Origin of the sequence: Cognatiluteimonas profundi, assembly GCF_009792795.1 — a bacterium.
GTDB lineage: Bacteria > Pseudomonadota > Gammaproteobacteria > Xanthomonadales > Xanthomonadaceae > Cognatiluteimonas > Cognatiluteimonas profundi.
On record NZ_VKHQ01000003.1, the window covers coordinates 43,925 to 59,955 of the forward strand.

The 16,031-nt window shown below is 66.7% G+C and carries 13 protein-coding genes; 6 read left to right on the top strand and 7 right to left on the bottom strand.

Features of this window, described 5'->3' with window-relative positions; genetic code table 11:
* The first annotated feature begins 63 nt into the window (after positions 1-63).
* Positions 64-1,218 (top strand): ScyD/ScyE family protein, encoded by a 1,155-nt coding sequence (locus tag GST15_RS02215; protein WP_159015638.1) that lies wholly within the window; start codon positions 64-66, stop codon positions 1,216-1,218.
* Between the two features lie 46 nt (positions 1,219-1,264).
* On the opposite strand, the gene GST15_RS02220 is transcribed toward GST15_RS02215, so the two are convergent.
* Positions 1,265-2,383: a hypothetical protein gene (locus GST15_RS02220; protein ID WP_233263023.1), complete on the bottom strand. Its 1,119-nt coding sequence runs from the start codon at positions 2,381-2,383 to the stop codon at positions 1,265-1,267.
* Positions 2,384-2,449: 66 nt separating this feature from the next.
* Positions 2,450-2,962, bottom strand: coding sequence for a hypothetical protein (locus tag GST15_RS02225; protein WP_159015639.1), 513 nt, complete (start codon positions 2,960-2,962; stop codon positions 2,450-2,452).
* A 293-nt stretch (positions 2,963-3,255) separates the two neighbouring features.
* Between GST15_RS02225 and GST15_RS02230 the strand changes: the two genes are divergently transcribed.
* From GST15_RS02230 to GST15_RS02240, 3 genes are all read left to right on the top strand, one after another.
* Positions 3,256-3,666, top strand: a complete 411-nt coding sequence (locus tag GST15_RS02230) for an EF-hand domain-containing protein (RefSeq protein WP_159015640.1) — start codon at positions 3,256-3,258, stop codon at positions 3,664-3,666.
* A 200-nt stretch (positions 3,667-3,866) separates the two neighbouring features.
* The gene (gene mgtA, locus GST15_RS02235) at positions 3,867-6,383 is read left to right on the top strand and encodes a magnesium-translocating P-type ATPase (RefSeq protein ID WP_233263024.1); all 2,517 of its coding nucleotides are present in this window, start codon (positions 3,867-3,869) and stop codon (positions 6,381-6,383) included.
* A gap of 125 nt (positions 6,384-6,508) precedes the next feature.
* Entirely contained in the window at positions 6,509-7,096 is a 588-nt protein-coding gene (locus GST15_RS02240) for a DUF3011 domain-containing protein (protein WP_159015642.1), read from the top strand.
* Positions 7,097-7,112: 16 nt separating this feature from the next.
* Here the strand turns inward: GST15_RS02240 and GST15_RS02245 are convergent, their stop codons facing one another.
* On the bottom strand, positions 7,113-8,228 hold the full coding sequence (locus GST15_RS02245) for a TolB family protein (RefSeq protein ID WP_159015643.1): 1,116 nt from the start codon (positions 8,226-8,228) through the stop codon (positions 7,113-7,115).
* A gap of 186 nt (positions 8,229-8,414) precedes the next feature.
* On the opposite strand from GST15_RS02245, the gene GST15_RS02250 reads away from it, so the two are divergent.
* Complete coding sequence (locus GST15_RS02250) at positions 8,415-9,800, top strand: pyridoxal phosphate-dependent decarboxylase family protein (protein ID WP_159015644.1); 1,386 nt, start codon at positions 8,415-8,417, stop codon at positions 9,798-9,800.
* Between the two features lie 25 nt (positions 9,801-9,825).
* On the opposite strand, the gene GST15_RS02255 is transcribed toward GST15_RS02250, so the two are convergent.
* From GST15_RS02255 to GST15_RS02270, 4 genes are all read right to left on the bottom strand, one after another.
* Complete coding sequence (locus GST15_RS02255; RefSeq protein ID WP_159015645.1) at positions 9,826-10,101, bottom strand: hypothetical protein; 276 nt, start codon at positions 10,099-10,101, stop codon at positions 9,826-9,828.
* Between the two features lie 139 nt (positions 10,102-10,240).
* Positions 10,241-10,723, bottom strand: coding sequence for a pyridoxamine 5'-phosphate oxidase family protein (locus GST15_RS02260; protein ID WP_159015646.1), 483 nt, complete (start codon positions 10,721-10,723; stop codon positions 10,241-10,243).
* A 102-nt stretch (positions 10,724-10,825) separates the two neighbouring features.
* Entirely contained in the window at positions 10,826-12,343 is a 1,518-nt protein-coding gene (locus tag GST15_RS02265; RefSeq protein WP_159015647.1) for a sensor histidine kinase, read from the bottom strand.
* Between the two features lie 152 nt (positions 12,344-12,495).
* The gene (locus tag GST15_RS02270) at positions 12,496-13,533 is read right to left on the bottom strand and encodes a lysylphosphatidylglycerol synthase transmembrane domain-containing protein (RefSeq protein ID WP_159015648.1); all 1,038 of its coding nucleotides are present in this window, start codon (positions 13,531-13,533) and stop codon (positions 12,496-12,498) included.
* A gap of 334 nt (positions 13,534-13,867) precedes the next feature.
* On the opposite strand from GST15_RS02270, the gene GST15_RS02275 reads away from it, so the two are divergent.
* A complete protein-coding gene (locus GST15_RS02275) occupies positions 13,868-15,943 on the top strand; it encodes a TIR domain-containing protein (RefSeq protein WP_159015649.1) in 2,076 nt (691 codons plus the stop codon).
* Positions 15,944-16,031 lie beyond the last annotated feature (88 nt).

Here is a 16,031-nt window from a genome sequence, read left to right on the forward strand (position 1 = left end):
CCGTGACGTTTTCCTGGCGAAGCGGCATCGCCCTGGATTGCCGCACCCCTCGGAGCCATCCCCATGAATTTCCAGATCACACTCGGCGCCAGTTCGCTCGCACTGGCATTGGGTCTTGCCTTGTTTCCTGCCACGGCCCCGGCAGCGCAGAAGCCTCCGATCCAGGCGCAGGACATCGCCGCGCTCGTACAGCCGCAGGCAGCGCAGGCGGTCACGGTGTCGGTACTCGCCACCGGCCTCTACAACCCGCGCGGACTCAAGTTCGGTCCCGATGGTTACCTTTACGTCGCCGAAGGCGGAAAGGGCGGTACGCACTCGACCATCGGCAAGTGCGCGCAGGTGATTCCACCCATCGGACCGTACACCGGCAGCGCGACAGGCGGACGGATTTCGAGGATCAGCAGGACCGGCGTGCGCACGACGGTGACCAGCCAGTTGCCGTCGAGCCAGACCAGCGCCATCACCGGAGCGCTGACCAGTGGCGTGGCCGACATTGCCTTCATTGGCAACACGATGTATGCGCTCATCGGCGGTGCGGGCTGCTCGCATGGCGTGCCTGGCCGTGACAATGCCGTGGTCCGCATCGGCGCAGGTGGCACGACGACGCTCGTCGCCAACCTCAGTGCCTACCAGAAGACCCATCCGGTGAAGAATCCCGAGGCGGACGACTTCGAACCCGATGGCACTTGGTGGAGCATGGTCGTCGCGGGCGGCAACCTGTACGCAGTGGAGCCCAACCATGGCGAACTCGACCGCATTTCGCCTACGACTGGCGCGATTCACCGGGTGTCGGACATCTCCGCCAGCCAGGGCCACATCGTGCCGACCGCGCTGCAGGCGCACTACGGCAACTTTTTTGTCGGCAACCTCAACACCTTTCCCGTGGTGAAGGGCTCCGCCAAGGTGCTGAAGATCACGCCCACGGGCCAGGTCACGACAGCCGTCAACGGATTGACGACCGTGCTGGGCCTGCAGTTCGACAAGCTGGGCCGGATGTATGTGTTGCAGGCCACCGATGGCTCCACTCCGGATCCATCGCCAGCGACGGGCAGCATCGTGCGCATCGTCAATGGCGCGCCCGAGACGATCGTCTCCGGGCTGACCACGCCGACGGGAATGGTCTTCGGACCTGATGGCGACCTGTACGTGTCCAACGTGGGTTTCGGTGCACCACCGCTTGGCCTGGGCCAGGTATTGCGGATCCACCTGGGGCATTGACTGGAGTCGTTGCGGGCGGCAGCGAGCTGTCGCCCGCGACGCGAGGCTAGCGTTCCACCAGCGCGAGCACGATCTCGAACACGATCAGCAGCACGATGGCCAGTTCGAGCAGCTCGGCGCGGCGACTCGATGCTTCCTCGTACAACGCGCCATAGGTGTCGCGGATGATGGCCAGCTTGCGGTCCACGGCTGCGCTGAGCCTGTGCACACGGAACTGTTCGAGCGCGGCGCCATAGATGCGCGCGAGGTAGACGTCCTCGGTGACCTGGAGCGAGTTCTCCACCTTTTCGGTGAGCGCGGTCACCTCGGCGACGAGGCCGTACAGCCTGCGCGCGAGCCTGGCTGCGCGTCGCGAGGCGACCAGCGACAAGCCACCGCGCGCGCCCGCGACCAGGTTGTACATGGTCGACAGTTCGTCATCCAGCAGCTCGTCGTAATAGCGCATCTCCAGCAACTGCGCATTGGCGACCTCGAGGATGTCGATGACGTCCGAGTCGCGGCGCGGCTCGAAGATGAAGGCGCGGTCCCATGTCAGCACGACCAGGTCGTCCACGAAGTACGAGAACGACTGCGCGGTGAGCTCGGCGGATTCCTGCGGGGACAATGGAATGGTTTCTCCGGACAGCAGCGCGGCGAGGTCGGCATGTGCGCGAACCTGCGCGCCGCTCATCGGCTGCCCGAATCGATGCACGACGGCGAACAGGTAATCCTCCTCGAGGTGTTTCGAGGCCGGGTGCTGCAGCGCCGGCGCGATCACCTCCAGGACGTGGCGCAATGCGTCGTGCCAGATCTCCGTCCCCGATGCCGGCCCGGTCGCACGGTCCAGCGCATTGCAGCGCGCGGCGAATGCCTCCCACGAGAGATCGCTCGCATCCACGCGCAACGCAATCGCAATGGCGCCGAAATCGTGGACACGCGCCGTCATTTCGGCGCGCAGGACGGTCCCGTCGACGTCGATGGACAGCGGCGGCAATGCGAGCAGCGCAGGTGGGACGTCGAATGCCAGTTCGTTGGCCGCGGCCGTCGACAGCCGGGTGCGGCGGCTGACGCGACCGGCATGCGACAGCCACAGGGTCTCGGCGCGCGACAGGTCGATCGTGTCGGCCACGTCGAGCAGGCGATGCGCGATCAGCGCGCCGGCCTGGATGTGCAGTTCGACATCCACCTGTCGTCACTCCCGGACGTTCATGGTCGCTGGGCGCCGGCTGTCCAGTCGCGGCGAATATCCGCGTCAGCGCGCGGCCACATCGGCGCAGCGTTGCCGCACCATGCCGGGCCCGGTGCTGATGTCGGTGAGCGTGTTGCCGTCGTCGGACAAGTGGAATGCGTACGTCGCCTCGTCGGTTTGTCCTTCGGACGTGAGTTCCGCCAGCACGGTGATGTCGTTGCCGTCCACCACGGCTGACTTGACCGGACCAGCACCCTCATGGAAGGCGACGCGATTGGCTTGCAGTACCAGGCGCGATTCGTGGGCCGGTACACGGCAAGCGAGGGCATCGGCCGCCCACGTTCCCTGGAACGCATCGGGAATCGTCGCATTGGGGTCCGGAACCCCTGCGCCGGGCGCGGGTGCGGGCGTTGGCGTTGGCGGGGAAACGACGCCTGCGTCCGCTGGTGGTGCGCCAGCCTCTGCCTGCACCGCGTCGCTGGCGGGTCCCGGCGCACGATCGGCGTCGCATCCCCCGGCAGCCATCGCAATGGCGGTCGCCAGCGCCAGAGCCAATGCCTTTGCGACGTGCTTCATCCGGATATTCCTCGGCTGGGGGCCAAGACCTTCGACGCAGCCACGTGATCATCCAGTGGAGGCGAGGGTGGTCCCGCGGACGGTCCGTCACCTAGCCGTGCGCCCTGGCCGCGCGACCGGGACCTGCAGCGCCGTCACCTTGCCTTTACGCCGACGCTGCAAGGTTGCGCCGGTGTCGCCTCGCATTCATCCCATGCGGCGCGCTGCCGACGGCACGTTTCCCTCGGCACCGTTGATATGCCGATGGCCACCGATGCGTGGCATCGATCGAAATCCTGACCTGGAGAATCCCCATGAAGACATCCAATCGCCTGTTGCTCGCAGTGGCATTGTCGAGCGCGCTGCTGATGACGGCCTGCAATCGCGGCAACGACAACGATGCAGACGACGCCGCGGCAACCGCGGCCAGCGCCGACACCACGCCGGCACCGGCTACCAGCGCCATGCCCGCCGACAGCACGGTCGCACCGGCCTCCGGCGCATCGGTTGCCCCAGCTGCGTCCGCCACCACGCCGGTCGACAGTGGCCTCGCATTCGCCGCGATGGACAAGAATGGCGACGGCGGCATCTCCAAGGACGAACTGGCGGACACCGAGATGCTCTACCAGCATTTTTCCGCCGCCGACACCGATGGCGACGGCAAGCTGTCCTCGGCCGAAGTCGACACGCACCGGGCGGAGATGGCGGCCAAGCCGGGCGGCTGATCGCCAAGCCCGGATGATCGACGCGGGGCGCAGGGATGCGCCCCGCTTGCGGTGTGGCACCGGTCGTGTCCACGCGATTGCAGGCTGACCGGATCCGAAACCCGTTCGCGGATGGCACGGCATTGTCCTTGTTCTCCAAGTCGCTGCGCTCTCCGCCGTCGGGTCCTTCGGCCCAGGCAGGGCCAGGTTCGCCTTGGAGCATGCCGCCGGAGCAGGTGCTGGCGGCCCTGCGCGCCAGTCCCGCCGGCCTCTCCACGGACGACGCCGCCGGCCGACTGAAACGCCACGGCGCCAATGCGCTCGAAGCCACGACGCAGACAAGCACGCTCGGACTGTTTGCCAACCAGTTCAAGAGCCCGCTGGTACTGATCCTGATCTTTGCATCGGCGGTGTCGCTGGTGGCATCGCAGTGGATCGATGCCGGCGTCGTGCTGGCCATTGTCCTGGGAAGCACCATCCTGGGCTTCGTCCAGGAATACATCGCCGGCAATGCGATCGCGAAGCTGCGTTCGCAGGTCACCATCCATTCGCTTGTCCTGCGCGACGGCAAGGCGCGGACGATGCCTGCAGTCGACGTGGTGCCGGGCGATATCGTGCTGCTCTCCGCCGGCAGCCTGGTCCCTGCCGATGGCATCGTGCTCGAGGCGAAGGATTTCTTCGTCAACCAGGCCGTTCTCACCGGCGAGACCTTTCCGGTTGAGAAGACGCCGGACACCGTCGCCGCGGACGCGTCCCTGGCCGAGCGCGGCAATTGCGTTTTCATGGGGACCAGCGCGCGCAGCGGCACCGCACGCGTGCTGATCGTGCGCACGGGCAAAGGGACGGTGTACGGGCAGATCGCCGGATCACTTGCACTGCGGCCGCCGCTGACCGAGTTCGAACGCGGCATCCGGCGTTTCGGCTACCTGCTCACGCGCCTGATGCTGGTGATGGTCGTGGTGGTGCTGGCCATCAACATCTTCATGGACAAGCCGCCGATCGCTTCGCTGCTGTTCGCGCTCGCGCTGGCCGTCGGACTGTCGCCGGAGCTGCTGCCGGCGATCATCACCATCACCCTGTCGCATGGCGCCAAGCGCATGGCGAGGCTGGGCGTGATCGTGCGCAGGCTGAATTCCATCGAGAACCTCGGCAGCATGGATGTGCTGTGCACCGACAAGACCGGCACCCTGACCGAGGGCACCGTGCAGCTCGACCGGGCAGTGGATGCGATTGGCTCGCCCAGCACGCGGGTGCTGCGCCTGGCCGCGATCAACGCGCGCTTCCAGACCGGGCTGTCGAACTCCCTCGATGACGCCATCAACGCAGCCGCGACTGGCGCCGGCATCGACCTTGGAGGCGAACACAAGCGCGACGAGATCCCCTACGACTTCGTGCGCAAGTGCCTGTCCGTGGTATCCGCCGATGCCGCGGGCAGGCTCACCATCGTGACCAAGGGTGCGCTGGATAACGTCCTGGCCATGTGCACCAGCGTGGAGTCGGCTGCGGGCGCGCTGCCGCTCGACGCCGCAGCCCGCGAACAGGTCGCGGCACGCTACGACGAATGGAGCGGGCAGGGGCATCGCGTCCTGGGGGTGGCCTCGCGCGTGGTGGAGGAGCGCACTGGCGTCTATACCCGCGCCGACGAACGCGGCCTGTGTTTCGCCGGGTTCCTGCTGTTCCTCGATCCACCCAAGGCCGACGTGCGTGGCACCATCCGCGACCTGGCGCAGCGTGGCGTGCGCCTGAAGATGATCACGGGCGACAACCGCAAGGTCGCACGCCATGTCGCCGACGCCGTCGACCTGCCGGTCACGACCGTCCTGACCGGACGCGAGATGGGCGAGATGAGCGACGAAGCGCTCATGCACGTGGCGAAGAACGTCACCGTGTTCGCGGAGGTCGACCCGAACCAGAAGAACCGGATCATCCTGGCGCTGCAGAAGACCGGCCATGTCGTCGGCTACATGGGCGATGGCATCAACGATGCACCGGCACTGCATACGGCGGACGTTGGCATCTCGGTGGACACCGCGGTGGACGTGGCCAAGGACGCCGCCGACTTCGTGCTGCTGCGCAAGGACCTCGGCATCCTGTGCGCCGGCATCGACGAGGGCCGAAGGACTTTCGCCAACACGCTCAAGTACATCCTCACCACCATCAGCGCCAACTTCGGCAACATGTTCAGCATGGCGGTGGCGTCGGTGTTCCTGCCATTCCTGCCGTTGCTGGCCTCGCAGATCCTGCTCAACAACTTCCTGTCGGACATTCCGGCCACCACGATCGCCAGCGACAACGTCGACCCGGAATGGGTGGCGCGGCCCCGTCGATGGGACACGGTGTTCATCCGCGACTACATGGTGCTGTTCGGGCTGGTCAGCTCGTTGTTCGACTTCCTCACCTTCGGCACGCTGCTGTGGCTGTTCAATGCCGGGCCCGAGGAGTTCAGGACGGGCTGGTTCATCGAATCGCTGCTGACCGAACTGGTGATCGCACTCGTGGTGCGCACGCACCGGCCCTTCTATCGCAGCCGGCCGGGCAGGTTGCTCCTGCTGAGCACCCTCATCGTGATCGGGGTCACGATGGTCATTCCGTACCTGCCATTCGACGTGCTGTTTGGCTTCGTACCGCTGCCGGCGCCGATGATGCTGGCCATGGTTGGACTCACCATCGGCTACGTGCTGGCCGCAGAGCTGGCGAAGAAATTCTTCTATGCGCGCGCGGCCAACCTGGCGGCCTAGGGTCGGGAGGCCCGCAGTGCGCGACCCGTTCATCCGGCCTTAATGCCGGCTGGTCCCCGGTCATCCCTTTTTAAGATGTCCGCGCGCATTGTCCGGGTCGACAGAGACTTCGAGTGAGGTGGCGCATGAACGGTTGCCTGCGACTCTCCGCCGTCCTTGGGCTGGCGGTCCTCACCGGCTGTGTCGGCTATGGCTATCCGGGCAGCGGCTACCCTGGTGGCATTTACCCGGGCGGCGGCTACCCGGGCGGCACGTACCCCACGTACCCACGGCCTCCGTATGGCTACCCGGGAACCGGTTATGGCCAGACCGTGCGCTGCGAGTCCGAGAACAACCGGACGCGGCATTGCGTCATCGACACCCGCGGCGGCGTCTACCTGAGCCGTCGCCTGTCCGGCAGTCCCTGCATCCCGAATCGCACCTGGGGTTACGACTCCAGTGGCGTGTGGGTGTCCGATGGCTGCCGCGCGGAGTTCACGACGGGCACCGGCGGCTATCTGCCTGGATATGGCTCCGGATACGGGGCCGGACCGGTCGTGCGTTGCGAGTCGATCGACGGCCGCTGGCGTCACTGCAATGCGCCCATCCGGCGCGGCGTGCAGGTCCTGCGGAATATTTCCGGGGTGGCCTGCATCCGCGGCCAGACCTGGGACTGGGACCACAACGGGATCTGGGTCGACCGTGGCTGCCGCGCGGACTTCCAGGTGTTCTAGCGACTGCCGGTCGATGCTAGCGCTCGAACCAGGCTCCCGGTTCCGCATATCCGTCGGCCACCGGCGTCACCACCCGTGTATCGACATTGACGATGCGCATTGAATGGCGCGTGATCGTGAGCGAAGGGTCCAGGTAGACGCGACGGTTCACCAGCACATGCACGCCATCGGCCGACCACTGCGCGGCCGTATAGGCATGGTTGTCGATGCGCGATTGCGTGACGCGGCGGACATGGCTGCCATCGGCATCCATGACGAACAGCGGCTCGTAATAATGGAACTGCGGTTGCGAGAAGTCGAAGACCTCGCGGGTGAAGGCGATCCGGCTGCCGTTGCTCGACCAGCGTGGTGCGTAGCCCCTTCCCAGTGACTTCAGCCGTCCGGTGTTGAAGTCGATCAACTGCATCGCGTTGGTCCAGACATCGGAATAGATGCCGCGGCTGCCATCGGGTGAGAATTCAAGGAAACGTGGTTCGTCCAGCACCCGGTCGGTCAACACGAACGGCGCACCCGTGCGTGCGTCCACGCGATACGCCAGCGAACGCCAGAACGGCTCCAGGCTGCCGGTGTAATAGCCGGCGTGGATGAAGATGCTGCGTCCGTCGGCTGACCACACCGGGCGCGCCACTTCGGCGGGACTGGGTGGGCAGAACAGGTCGTGCTGGTGGTGGCCGTCGGCCTCGACGATGGAAAGACAGTCGTGGTGGCGGTACTTGGACACGAGGGCGATGCGGTTTCCCGGCCCCCATGCCGGCGTGACGAAATTGCCGGATCCAGACGTCAGTTGCAGCAGCTGGTGGCCAAGCGGGTCGACCGAGAAGATGTCGAAGCGGTCGGTTCCATTCGCGGCCATCGAACCATGCTGGAACGCGATGCGGGTGCCGCGTGGCGACCAGCTTCCCGATGCGTTGTACTCATGGTCGGCAAGTGGGGTGAGACGACGCGCCGCCGTGGCCGGTGTCGCCAGCCACAAACTACTGCTGCGCTGAGTGCCGTCGGCGTTGAGTTGCGCGCGGCTGAATACGATCCAGCCCGGTGGCGCGCCACTCGCTGGTGATGCGGCGTCCACCGCGGCTGGGGCCGCCAACGCCAGCAACAGCGCCATGGCGGAAAACACAGTGGGCGCATGCATTGTCAGCCCCGGTTGATGCGTGGTCGGCACGAGCATCCTTCGCGCATGCGACTCAAGGCCGGGTGAACGGACGGCGAGCGTGTTGTCCGCCATTTTCGATTGCCGCTGCAACCGTGATCCGCACGACGGCCACGGCGCACGCCCAAGGGTGCAAACTGCGCCGGCCCGACGTCCCGAGGACCCCGCATGGCCATCGACATCACCGATCCGCTGCTCGAGCGCGCACGCGTGCTTGCGTCGACCTATCTGCGCGAGCAGCCCACCCGGCATGTCGGGGCGCGCGCCAGCCGCGAGGAATTGCTGTCGGCACTGCGGCAGCCGCTTGCAGGCCATGGCGAGGCCGGCGAGTCGGTGCTCGAGTTGCTGGCGTCGCAGGCTGGCCGCGGCACGATCGCCAGCGGCTCGCCGCGCTACTTCGGCTTCGTCATCGGTGGGACCTATCCGGTTGCGCTCGCGGCCGACTGGCTGGCCGCAACCTGGGACCAGAACGCCGGCATCTACGCGACATCACCGTTGTCCGCGGTGGTGGAGGAGATCGCGGCGGATTGGCTGATCGACCTGTTCGACCTGCCGCGCGAGTCCGAAGCCGGCTTCGTCACCGGCTGCCAGATGGCGAGCTTCACCTGCCTTGCCGCTGCGCGGCACGCCGTCCTGGCGCGTGCCGGCTGGGACGTCGAGGCTGACGGCCTGTGTGGTGCGCCGCGCATCAACATCGTTGCGTCCGCCGAATCGCATGTCACGATCGACGTGGCGTTGCGCTACCTCGGGCTGGGAACGCGGTCGATGCGGCGTGTCGACAGCGATGCACAGGGACGCATGCGCGCGGACCGGCTGCGCGAGCTGATGGCGACGCTGGATGGTCCGACGATCATCTGCGCACAGGCGGGCAACGTGAACACCGGCGCATTCGATCCGCTGCGTGAGATCGGGCAGGTCGCCAACGAGCGCGGCGCATGGCTCCATGTCGATGGCGCTTTCGGCTTGTGGGCGCGCGCCAGTGATCGGCATCGCGAACTGGCCGACGGCATCGACCTTGCCGATTCCTGGGCGACGGACGCGCACAAATGGTTGAACGTCCCCTACGACTGCGGTGTGGCCATCGTCCGGCACGCCGCCGAACATCGTGCGGCGATGACATCCGCTGCCGCCTACCTGATCCAGACGGCAGGCGCCGAGCGCGACGCCGTGGACTGGGTGCCGGAGTTCTCCCGCCGTGCGCGCGGCGTGCCGGTCTACGCCACGCTGCGCATGCTGGGTCGCGATGGTGTCGAGGATCTCGTGGACCGCTGCTGTGATCGCGCGCGACAGATGGCAGGGCTGCTTGCGGCGGAGGAGGGAGTCGGCATCCTGTGCGACGTCGTGCTGAACCAGGTCCTGGTCCGCTTCGGCGACGACGACACGACGCGCGCTGTCGTGGCCGGCGTGCAGGCCGACGGCACCTGCTGGCTCAGCGGAACCACCTGGCACGACATGGCCGCGATGCGCGTGTCGGTGTCCAACTGGGCGACGTCGGAGACCGACATCGCGCAGAGTGCCGCGGCGATCCTGCGCGTGTACCGATCCCTTCGCTAACCCCGGCCCCTGATCGCAACGCAGCTCATTTGACGGCCGGTGGTTCCCCGTTCTCGGGGCCCGGGTAGTGCTCGTCGGCATCGTGGGTGATGGAGTCGTCGTATTCGCCAGCGACCCCTTTGCCGCGACGATCCCGCATCTCGTCCTCGACGCCGGACCCCAGTGATGCGACGTCGGCATCGTCGAGACGCTCCTCGAGCGCCTGCTCGTCGGTCGGGTGCTTGATGCCCGAATGCAATGCGCTGGCCTGTCCGCTGCTGCGGGCGATGGCGTCGGTGGATGTCGGGCGTGGACGGGTCATCGTGTCCTCCTTCGGGCTGCTGCCGACCGGGCTGTGCGGGCCAACCTCGCACAAGGGACGTTAGTGCTCCGAGACAATCGAATGACGAAGGCAGCCCAGGCCGTGGCTCAACCGCGACATCCGCGCGGGGTGACCGGACTCAGCGCAGGTCGATCCTGGCCACGTGGTCCCGGTACTCGCGTTTCGGGTGTCCGCCCATCAGGAACTTGACGCCTGCAAGGACACTCGCTGCGTTGAGCCAGATCTCGGCGTGCTCTGCGTCGAAGCGCAACAGCGCCAGTCGTGGATCGTCCTTGTCGCCTGCAAACCAGGCGGCGACGAAGGGGTTCCAGAAGTGGTCGATTGCAGCGCGGTTGTCGTCGAGTTCGAGTTGGCCTTGAATCGCGGCAAACAAGCCGTGGTCCCGCGAGCTGAAAGCGATGAATGCGTGCCTGGCCGTGCCAAGTTTCTGCACCAGTTCGCCATCGCGCGAGGCGAAAAACCAGATCGGACCCCGCTCGCCTTCGGTCTGCGCGGTCATCGGCCGCGTGTGGCCGCCTTCGCCCTCTAGCCCGAGCATCACGGTGCGCTCGGTCTTCAGGGCCTTCCAGAATTTCCCCTCGATCTCTTGCTGGGTGTGCATCGCAACCTCGCAGCCGGAATGGGCATGTCGCGTGGGGGTTCGTGCGTCGTTCTAGGCCGCAGTGGGTGAGAACCACGTGTTCCGCGCGCGGTCCGGTCCTGCTCATGACGCCGCCACGCCAGTCGGCGCAGGTTGCAGTGGCACCAGTGCGGCCGGCAGGCGCGGCACGTGGAACGACACGCGCACCCGCTGGCCTTCCGCTGCTTCGGCCCAGATGCTGCCGCCATGGGCTTCCACGATGCTCCGGCAGATCGACAGCCCCAGGCCTGCGCCGCGATGACGTTGCTCGGCCTGCCAGAAAGGCTGGAACATGGCATCGCGCTGCTCCGTCGTCAGGGCGGGGCCGCTGTTCGTCACCGAGAAAACAACAGGGCCGTGCGCCTGTGCGCTGAGCGTCACGACACAGGGAGGCTCGGTGTACTTGAGCGCATTGTCGAGCAGGTTGGCCAGCACGCGTTCGATGCGCCTGGCGTCGACGCGGATGTCCGATAGCCCGGGTTCGATCTCGCAGCGCAGCTCGACGCCATGTTGTGCATAGAGCGGGCAGGCGGTGTCGAATGCCTGCTTGACCAAGGTCGACGGCGCGACTTGCCGGAGCTCCAGCATTGGTTTCCCGCCAGTCGTGGACACGCCAATCGCGAGCAGGTCCTCGACCAGTCCGGACATGTTGCGCGCAAGATCGACCAGCACCGCCATGCGATCGCGCAGGTTCTCCCCGCCAGGCAACTTGCTGGCCATGGATTGGGCGGTACTCGCACCGAGCATGATGCTGCCCAGCGGATTGCGCAGGTCGTGCGCGACGATCGCCAGGATTTCCTCGCGATCGCGCACCGCGGCCCGCAACTGTTCCTGTGCGCGGTACAGGGGCGTGACGTCCTCGTTTACCGCGATCGCGCCGGTAACCTCGCCGGATTCACCAACGATGGGCGCTGCCCAATTGATGATGGTTCTTTGGGAGCCGTCCATGGCTTCGATGCGGATGAGCTCTTCGCGCGAGGTGACGCCTTCGCGCAGTGCGCGGGAAACGGCCCAGTCGCCGGGTGCGATGGGCTCGTCCGAGCCAGCGCGCCAGCCCTTGGACGCGCTGAAATCAGCCAGGGTCTTCCAGTCGTGCCTGCCCCAGATGCGTTCGGCTGCCGGATTCACCAGCGTGACGTTTCCGATGGCGTCCAAAGCCCAGACGCCGACCGGGAGCAGGTCGAACATGGTGTGCAGCAGCTGCTCGCGATGGCGCCAGCGTTGCTCGCCCTCCTGCAGCGCGGTGACGTCCTCATTGATTGCCACCGCGCCGGTCAATCGTCCGCTGTCGTCGTAAAGCGGGGCGGCGGAGGCCAAGATGATCTTGAAGGATCCATCGAAGCACTGGATGCGAACCAACTGGCCGACGGTGGTTTCTCCATGCCGGATGGCGCGCACCAGTCCCCATTCTTCCAGCGTGATCGGCTTGCCGGTGTCGACCCACCAGCCCTTGTAGCGATCGAGTTCGTCGATGCCGACGAGGTCCGCTCCCAGCCAGATGCGCTCCGCGGCGGGGTTGTTGCGGACCAGGTGCCCCTGCGCGTCCGCGACCCACACGCCGACCGGCAGCATGTTGATGATGTCCTGCAGCAGTCGATCCATGTCGCCGATTCCCCCGCATGCGCGCCGGCTTGAGGGTCCGCCGGCCATGGCAGCATTGTTCCGGACGATGTTGAACCCGCAGAACCGCAAGAAGGCTTTACATCGACGTGGTGGTCGACGCATCAATCGGCCGTCGCCGATTGGTACAACGCTCATCCATGCGTGGGGCGGCCACCGGCAACACCGTGGAGTTGCTTCCGCGATGGATGGCGCAACTCACGTCGGACGAGCACCAGCCCGGGCAGCATTGGAAGCCATGTGGTCCAGCCGCGCAGCAGCAGCGTTCCGGCCAGTGCGGCCTCGATCGGGACATGCTGCAGCACCAGCGCGGCCACGCATGTGGCTTCAAAGGTCCCCAGGCCCATCGGGATCGGCCCCAGCATCGCCACCATCAATGCCATCACGAAGCTGGGCAACACGATGTGGAATGCAACCGGCTGGCCCAGCGCGTGCAGCATCGCCCACAGCGTCAGCGCATCCAGGACGATCACGAGGCAATTCAGTGCCGCCATGACAGCGATGACGCGCGGCCGTCGCAACAGCGTCAGGGGAGCATCGGCGAACGCCTCGACGAGCGGTGCGATGCCCGGCGCCCGCTTGATCCACGCGGGCGCACGATGCCCCATCCGCCGCAGCGCCAGCACGGCGACGGGAATGGCGAGCACGACCAGCGAGAACAACAACGCCACGCCCAGCATCCATGGACGCAGGGCGTGTTCGAACCAGAGCAGGATGACCCCAACTCCGGCAGCCAGCAGATAAGCGCCGTAGTGGGTGAGCAGGTCGGCCAGCAGAGTCGCCAGGTATGCAGCAGGTGCAATGCCGCGCCGGGCCAGGGCGGTGACGAGGAATGCCGTCCCGCTCATCCCCCCGCTGGGCAGCGTCTGGTCGACGAACAACTTCTGCAGTGCGAGTGACAGCAGCGTGGCGAAGGGCGGCCTGACCCCGCAGTGCAGCAATCCCGACCGCCAGGATCCCGCCACGCCCAGGTACGTACCCGCCTGCAGTGCACAGGCGAGCAGCAGCCACGCCGGCGCCAATGCCCGCAGCAGCCGGACAAAATGCTCGATATCGCCAAGATGCGCGCCGGCGGCAATCACCACCGCCAACCCGGCGACGCCGGACATCCAGGCCGCCATCCGCAGCCGGCTACCACCACCCTTGCGCACGATGCTGGCATCCGCGTGCATCACGTCCGGTCCTTGTTCGGCGGTGGGTGGGAGGATCGTTTTGGTCGGACCCGGCTCCACGCCATGGGCGGCCGTGATCACAGGATGGCAACGTCGATGCGCTCGGCTGCAACGGCGCGTCCACTGGCGTCACCCACTGTGGTGGGCCCAGGACGGAAAGGCTTGATGCAAATCAACAGGCGGCGACGATGGCGCTTTTCTGCCTATTCATGAAAGGTGGAAGCGTGGCGCCGGCGCCGCTGTTGCGGACGCGGTGCCGACTGCGACGACGCCCTGCTGTCCGGTAACCCTGATCGATGACGTTGGGCCATGGACCGATACGACGTGGATGCCCATGCGTTACGCGGCGTTTCTCAGCTACAGCCATGCCGACGCACGGTGGGCGCAATGGTTGCACCGTCGGCTGGAGGCTTATCGCGTGCCGTCGCGTCTTGTCGGGACGCCGGGCCCCGACGGGCCGATCGGAACCCGGCTCGGCACCATCTTCAGGGACCGCGATGAACTGCCGACCTCCGGCGATCTCGGCGCGACGATCAAATCGGCGCTGTCGGAGTCATCCGCGCTGATCGTCATCTGCTCACCGGCGGTGGCGCGTTCGCGCTGGGCCAACCGCGAGGTGGAGGCGTTCCAGGCGCTGGGGCGTGGCGATCGCATCGCGTGTTTCGTGGTCGCTGGCGATCCGGCAAGCGGTGGCGACGACGCCTGTTTTCCGCCGGCGCTGCTTGCGCCAGGCCCCGATGGTGCACCCAACGAACCGCTGGCTGCCGACGCGCGCCCCCAGGGCGATGGTCGCGATCGCGCCTTCCTGCGCCTGGTGGCAGGCCTGCTGGGCGTCAGCTACGACGTGCTCGCGCGGCGCGAAGCGCAGCGGCGGCACCGCCGCATGCTTGCGATCACCGTCGGCGCGCTGCTCGGAATGGCCGTCGCCTTCGGGCTGGCCGCAGCCGCGTACGTCGCGCGCAACGATGCGCAGCGTCGCCAGGCGCAGGCGGAGGACATCCTGGGTTTCATGCTCGGCGACCTGCGTACGAAGCTGACGACGGTCGGCCGCCTGGACCTCATGCGCGCCGTGGACGACAAGGCCACCAGCTACTTCGCGACGCTGCAACCACGCGACCTCAGCGATCGCGCGCTGGAAGAACAGGCGCGTTCCTTGACCGGCATCGGCCAGGTTCGGCTGGATGAAGGCCATCACGAGCAGGCCATGGCTGCGTTCCGCGAGGCCTACGAGCGCAGTCGCGCGCTGTCCGAGCGCCAGCCGGACAACGGCCAGCGATTGTTCGACCGGGCCCAGGCCGAGTACTGGATCGGCCTGGTGTTCTGGCGCAAGAACCAGTTCGACGACGCCGAGACGTGGCTGCGCCGCTATCGCGATAGCGCCCTGAAGCTTGCGGCAATGGATCCCGCTAATTTCGACTGGCAACGCGAGGTGTCCTATGGCCACCACAATCTCGCCGTGCTCGACCAGAGCCGTGGCCACTACAAACAGGCGGAGCAGGCCTTCCGTGCGGAACTCAATCTCTATCGTGAGTGGCTGAAGACACATCCGCAGGACACATCCCTGCGCGACGAGGCTGCGAATGCCGCGTCGTTCCTCGGCACCCTGGCACAGGACGATGGTCGGCTGTCCGAGGCGCAGGCGCGCTTCCAGGAGCAGCTGGACGCCGTATCCCGCAATCGCCAGGCCGAACCGGACAACGCCATCTGGAAGAAGACCTGGCTGGACGCCCGGGTCCTGCTGGCGCAGGTACAGGCGGTGCAGGGAAAGACAACCGAAGCGCGTCGCGGGCTGGATGAGGCGACTGCGTTGGCCGAGTCGCTCGCGGCCCAGGACCGCAACAACCGCGAGTGGCAGCAGATCGCAGGGGTCTGTCGCTTGTGGCAGGCGAAGCTTGCCGCCAGCAGTGATCCCGAGCGGGCCGAGGGGGACGCGCGCATCGCCGAGCGCGTGTTCACCGCCGCCCACGCCGCCGAGCCCGATGACGCACGCTTCCTCCGCTCGCTGACCAACAGCCGCTTGCTGTTGGCGCAACTGGCACTCCAACGCAACGACCCTGGTTCGGCGTCCGTGTTGCTGTCGCAGGCCGAAGCCGACTTGAAGCCCGCCTGGATCCGAAAGCCGAATGAGGAACTCCGGCAACTGGTTGCACGGACCCGGTACCAGCAGGGTCAGGTTGCGCAGGCGCGGGGAGATGCCAAGGCGTCGATGGCAGCGTGGACGGAGGCAGAGCGCCTGTTGCGCGATGGGTTGGGCAATCCGCCTGCATTCAACCGGCTCGACCTGCTGGTGCGCGTACTGCAGGCGCAGCATCGCGGCGCGGAAGCCGCGCCATACCGCGCCCGCCTCGACAAGAGCGGCTATGTTCCGCTGTCGCCGTTCAGGCAATCGACGGCAGTGGCCTCGCGATGACGATCGCCGATGGACTCGCAGCCGCACCCGTGCCGGATCGACGATTGTGCGTGTCCTGTATTCGGGGCCATTCCGGCCAGCCGTGAGA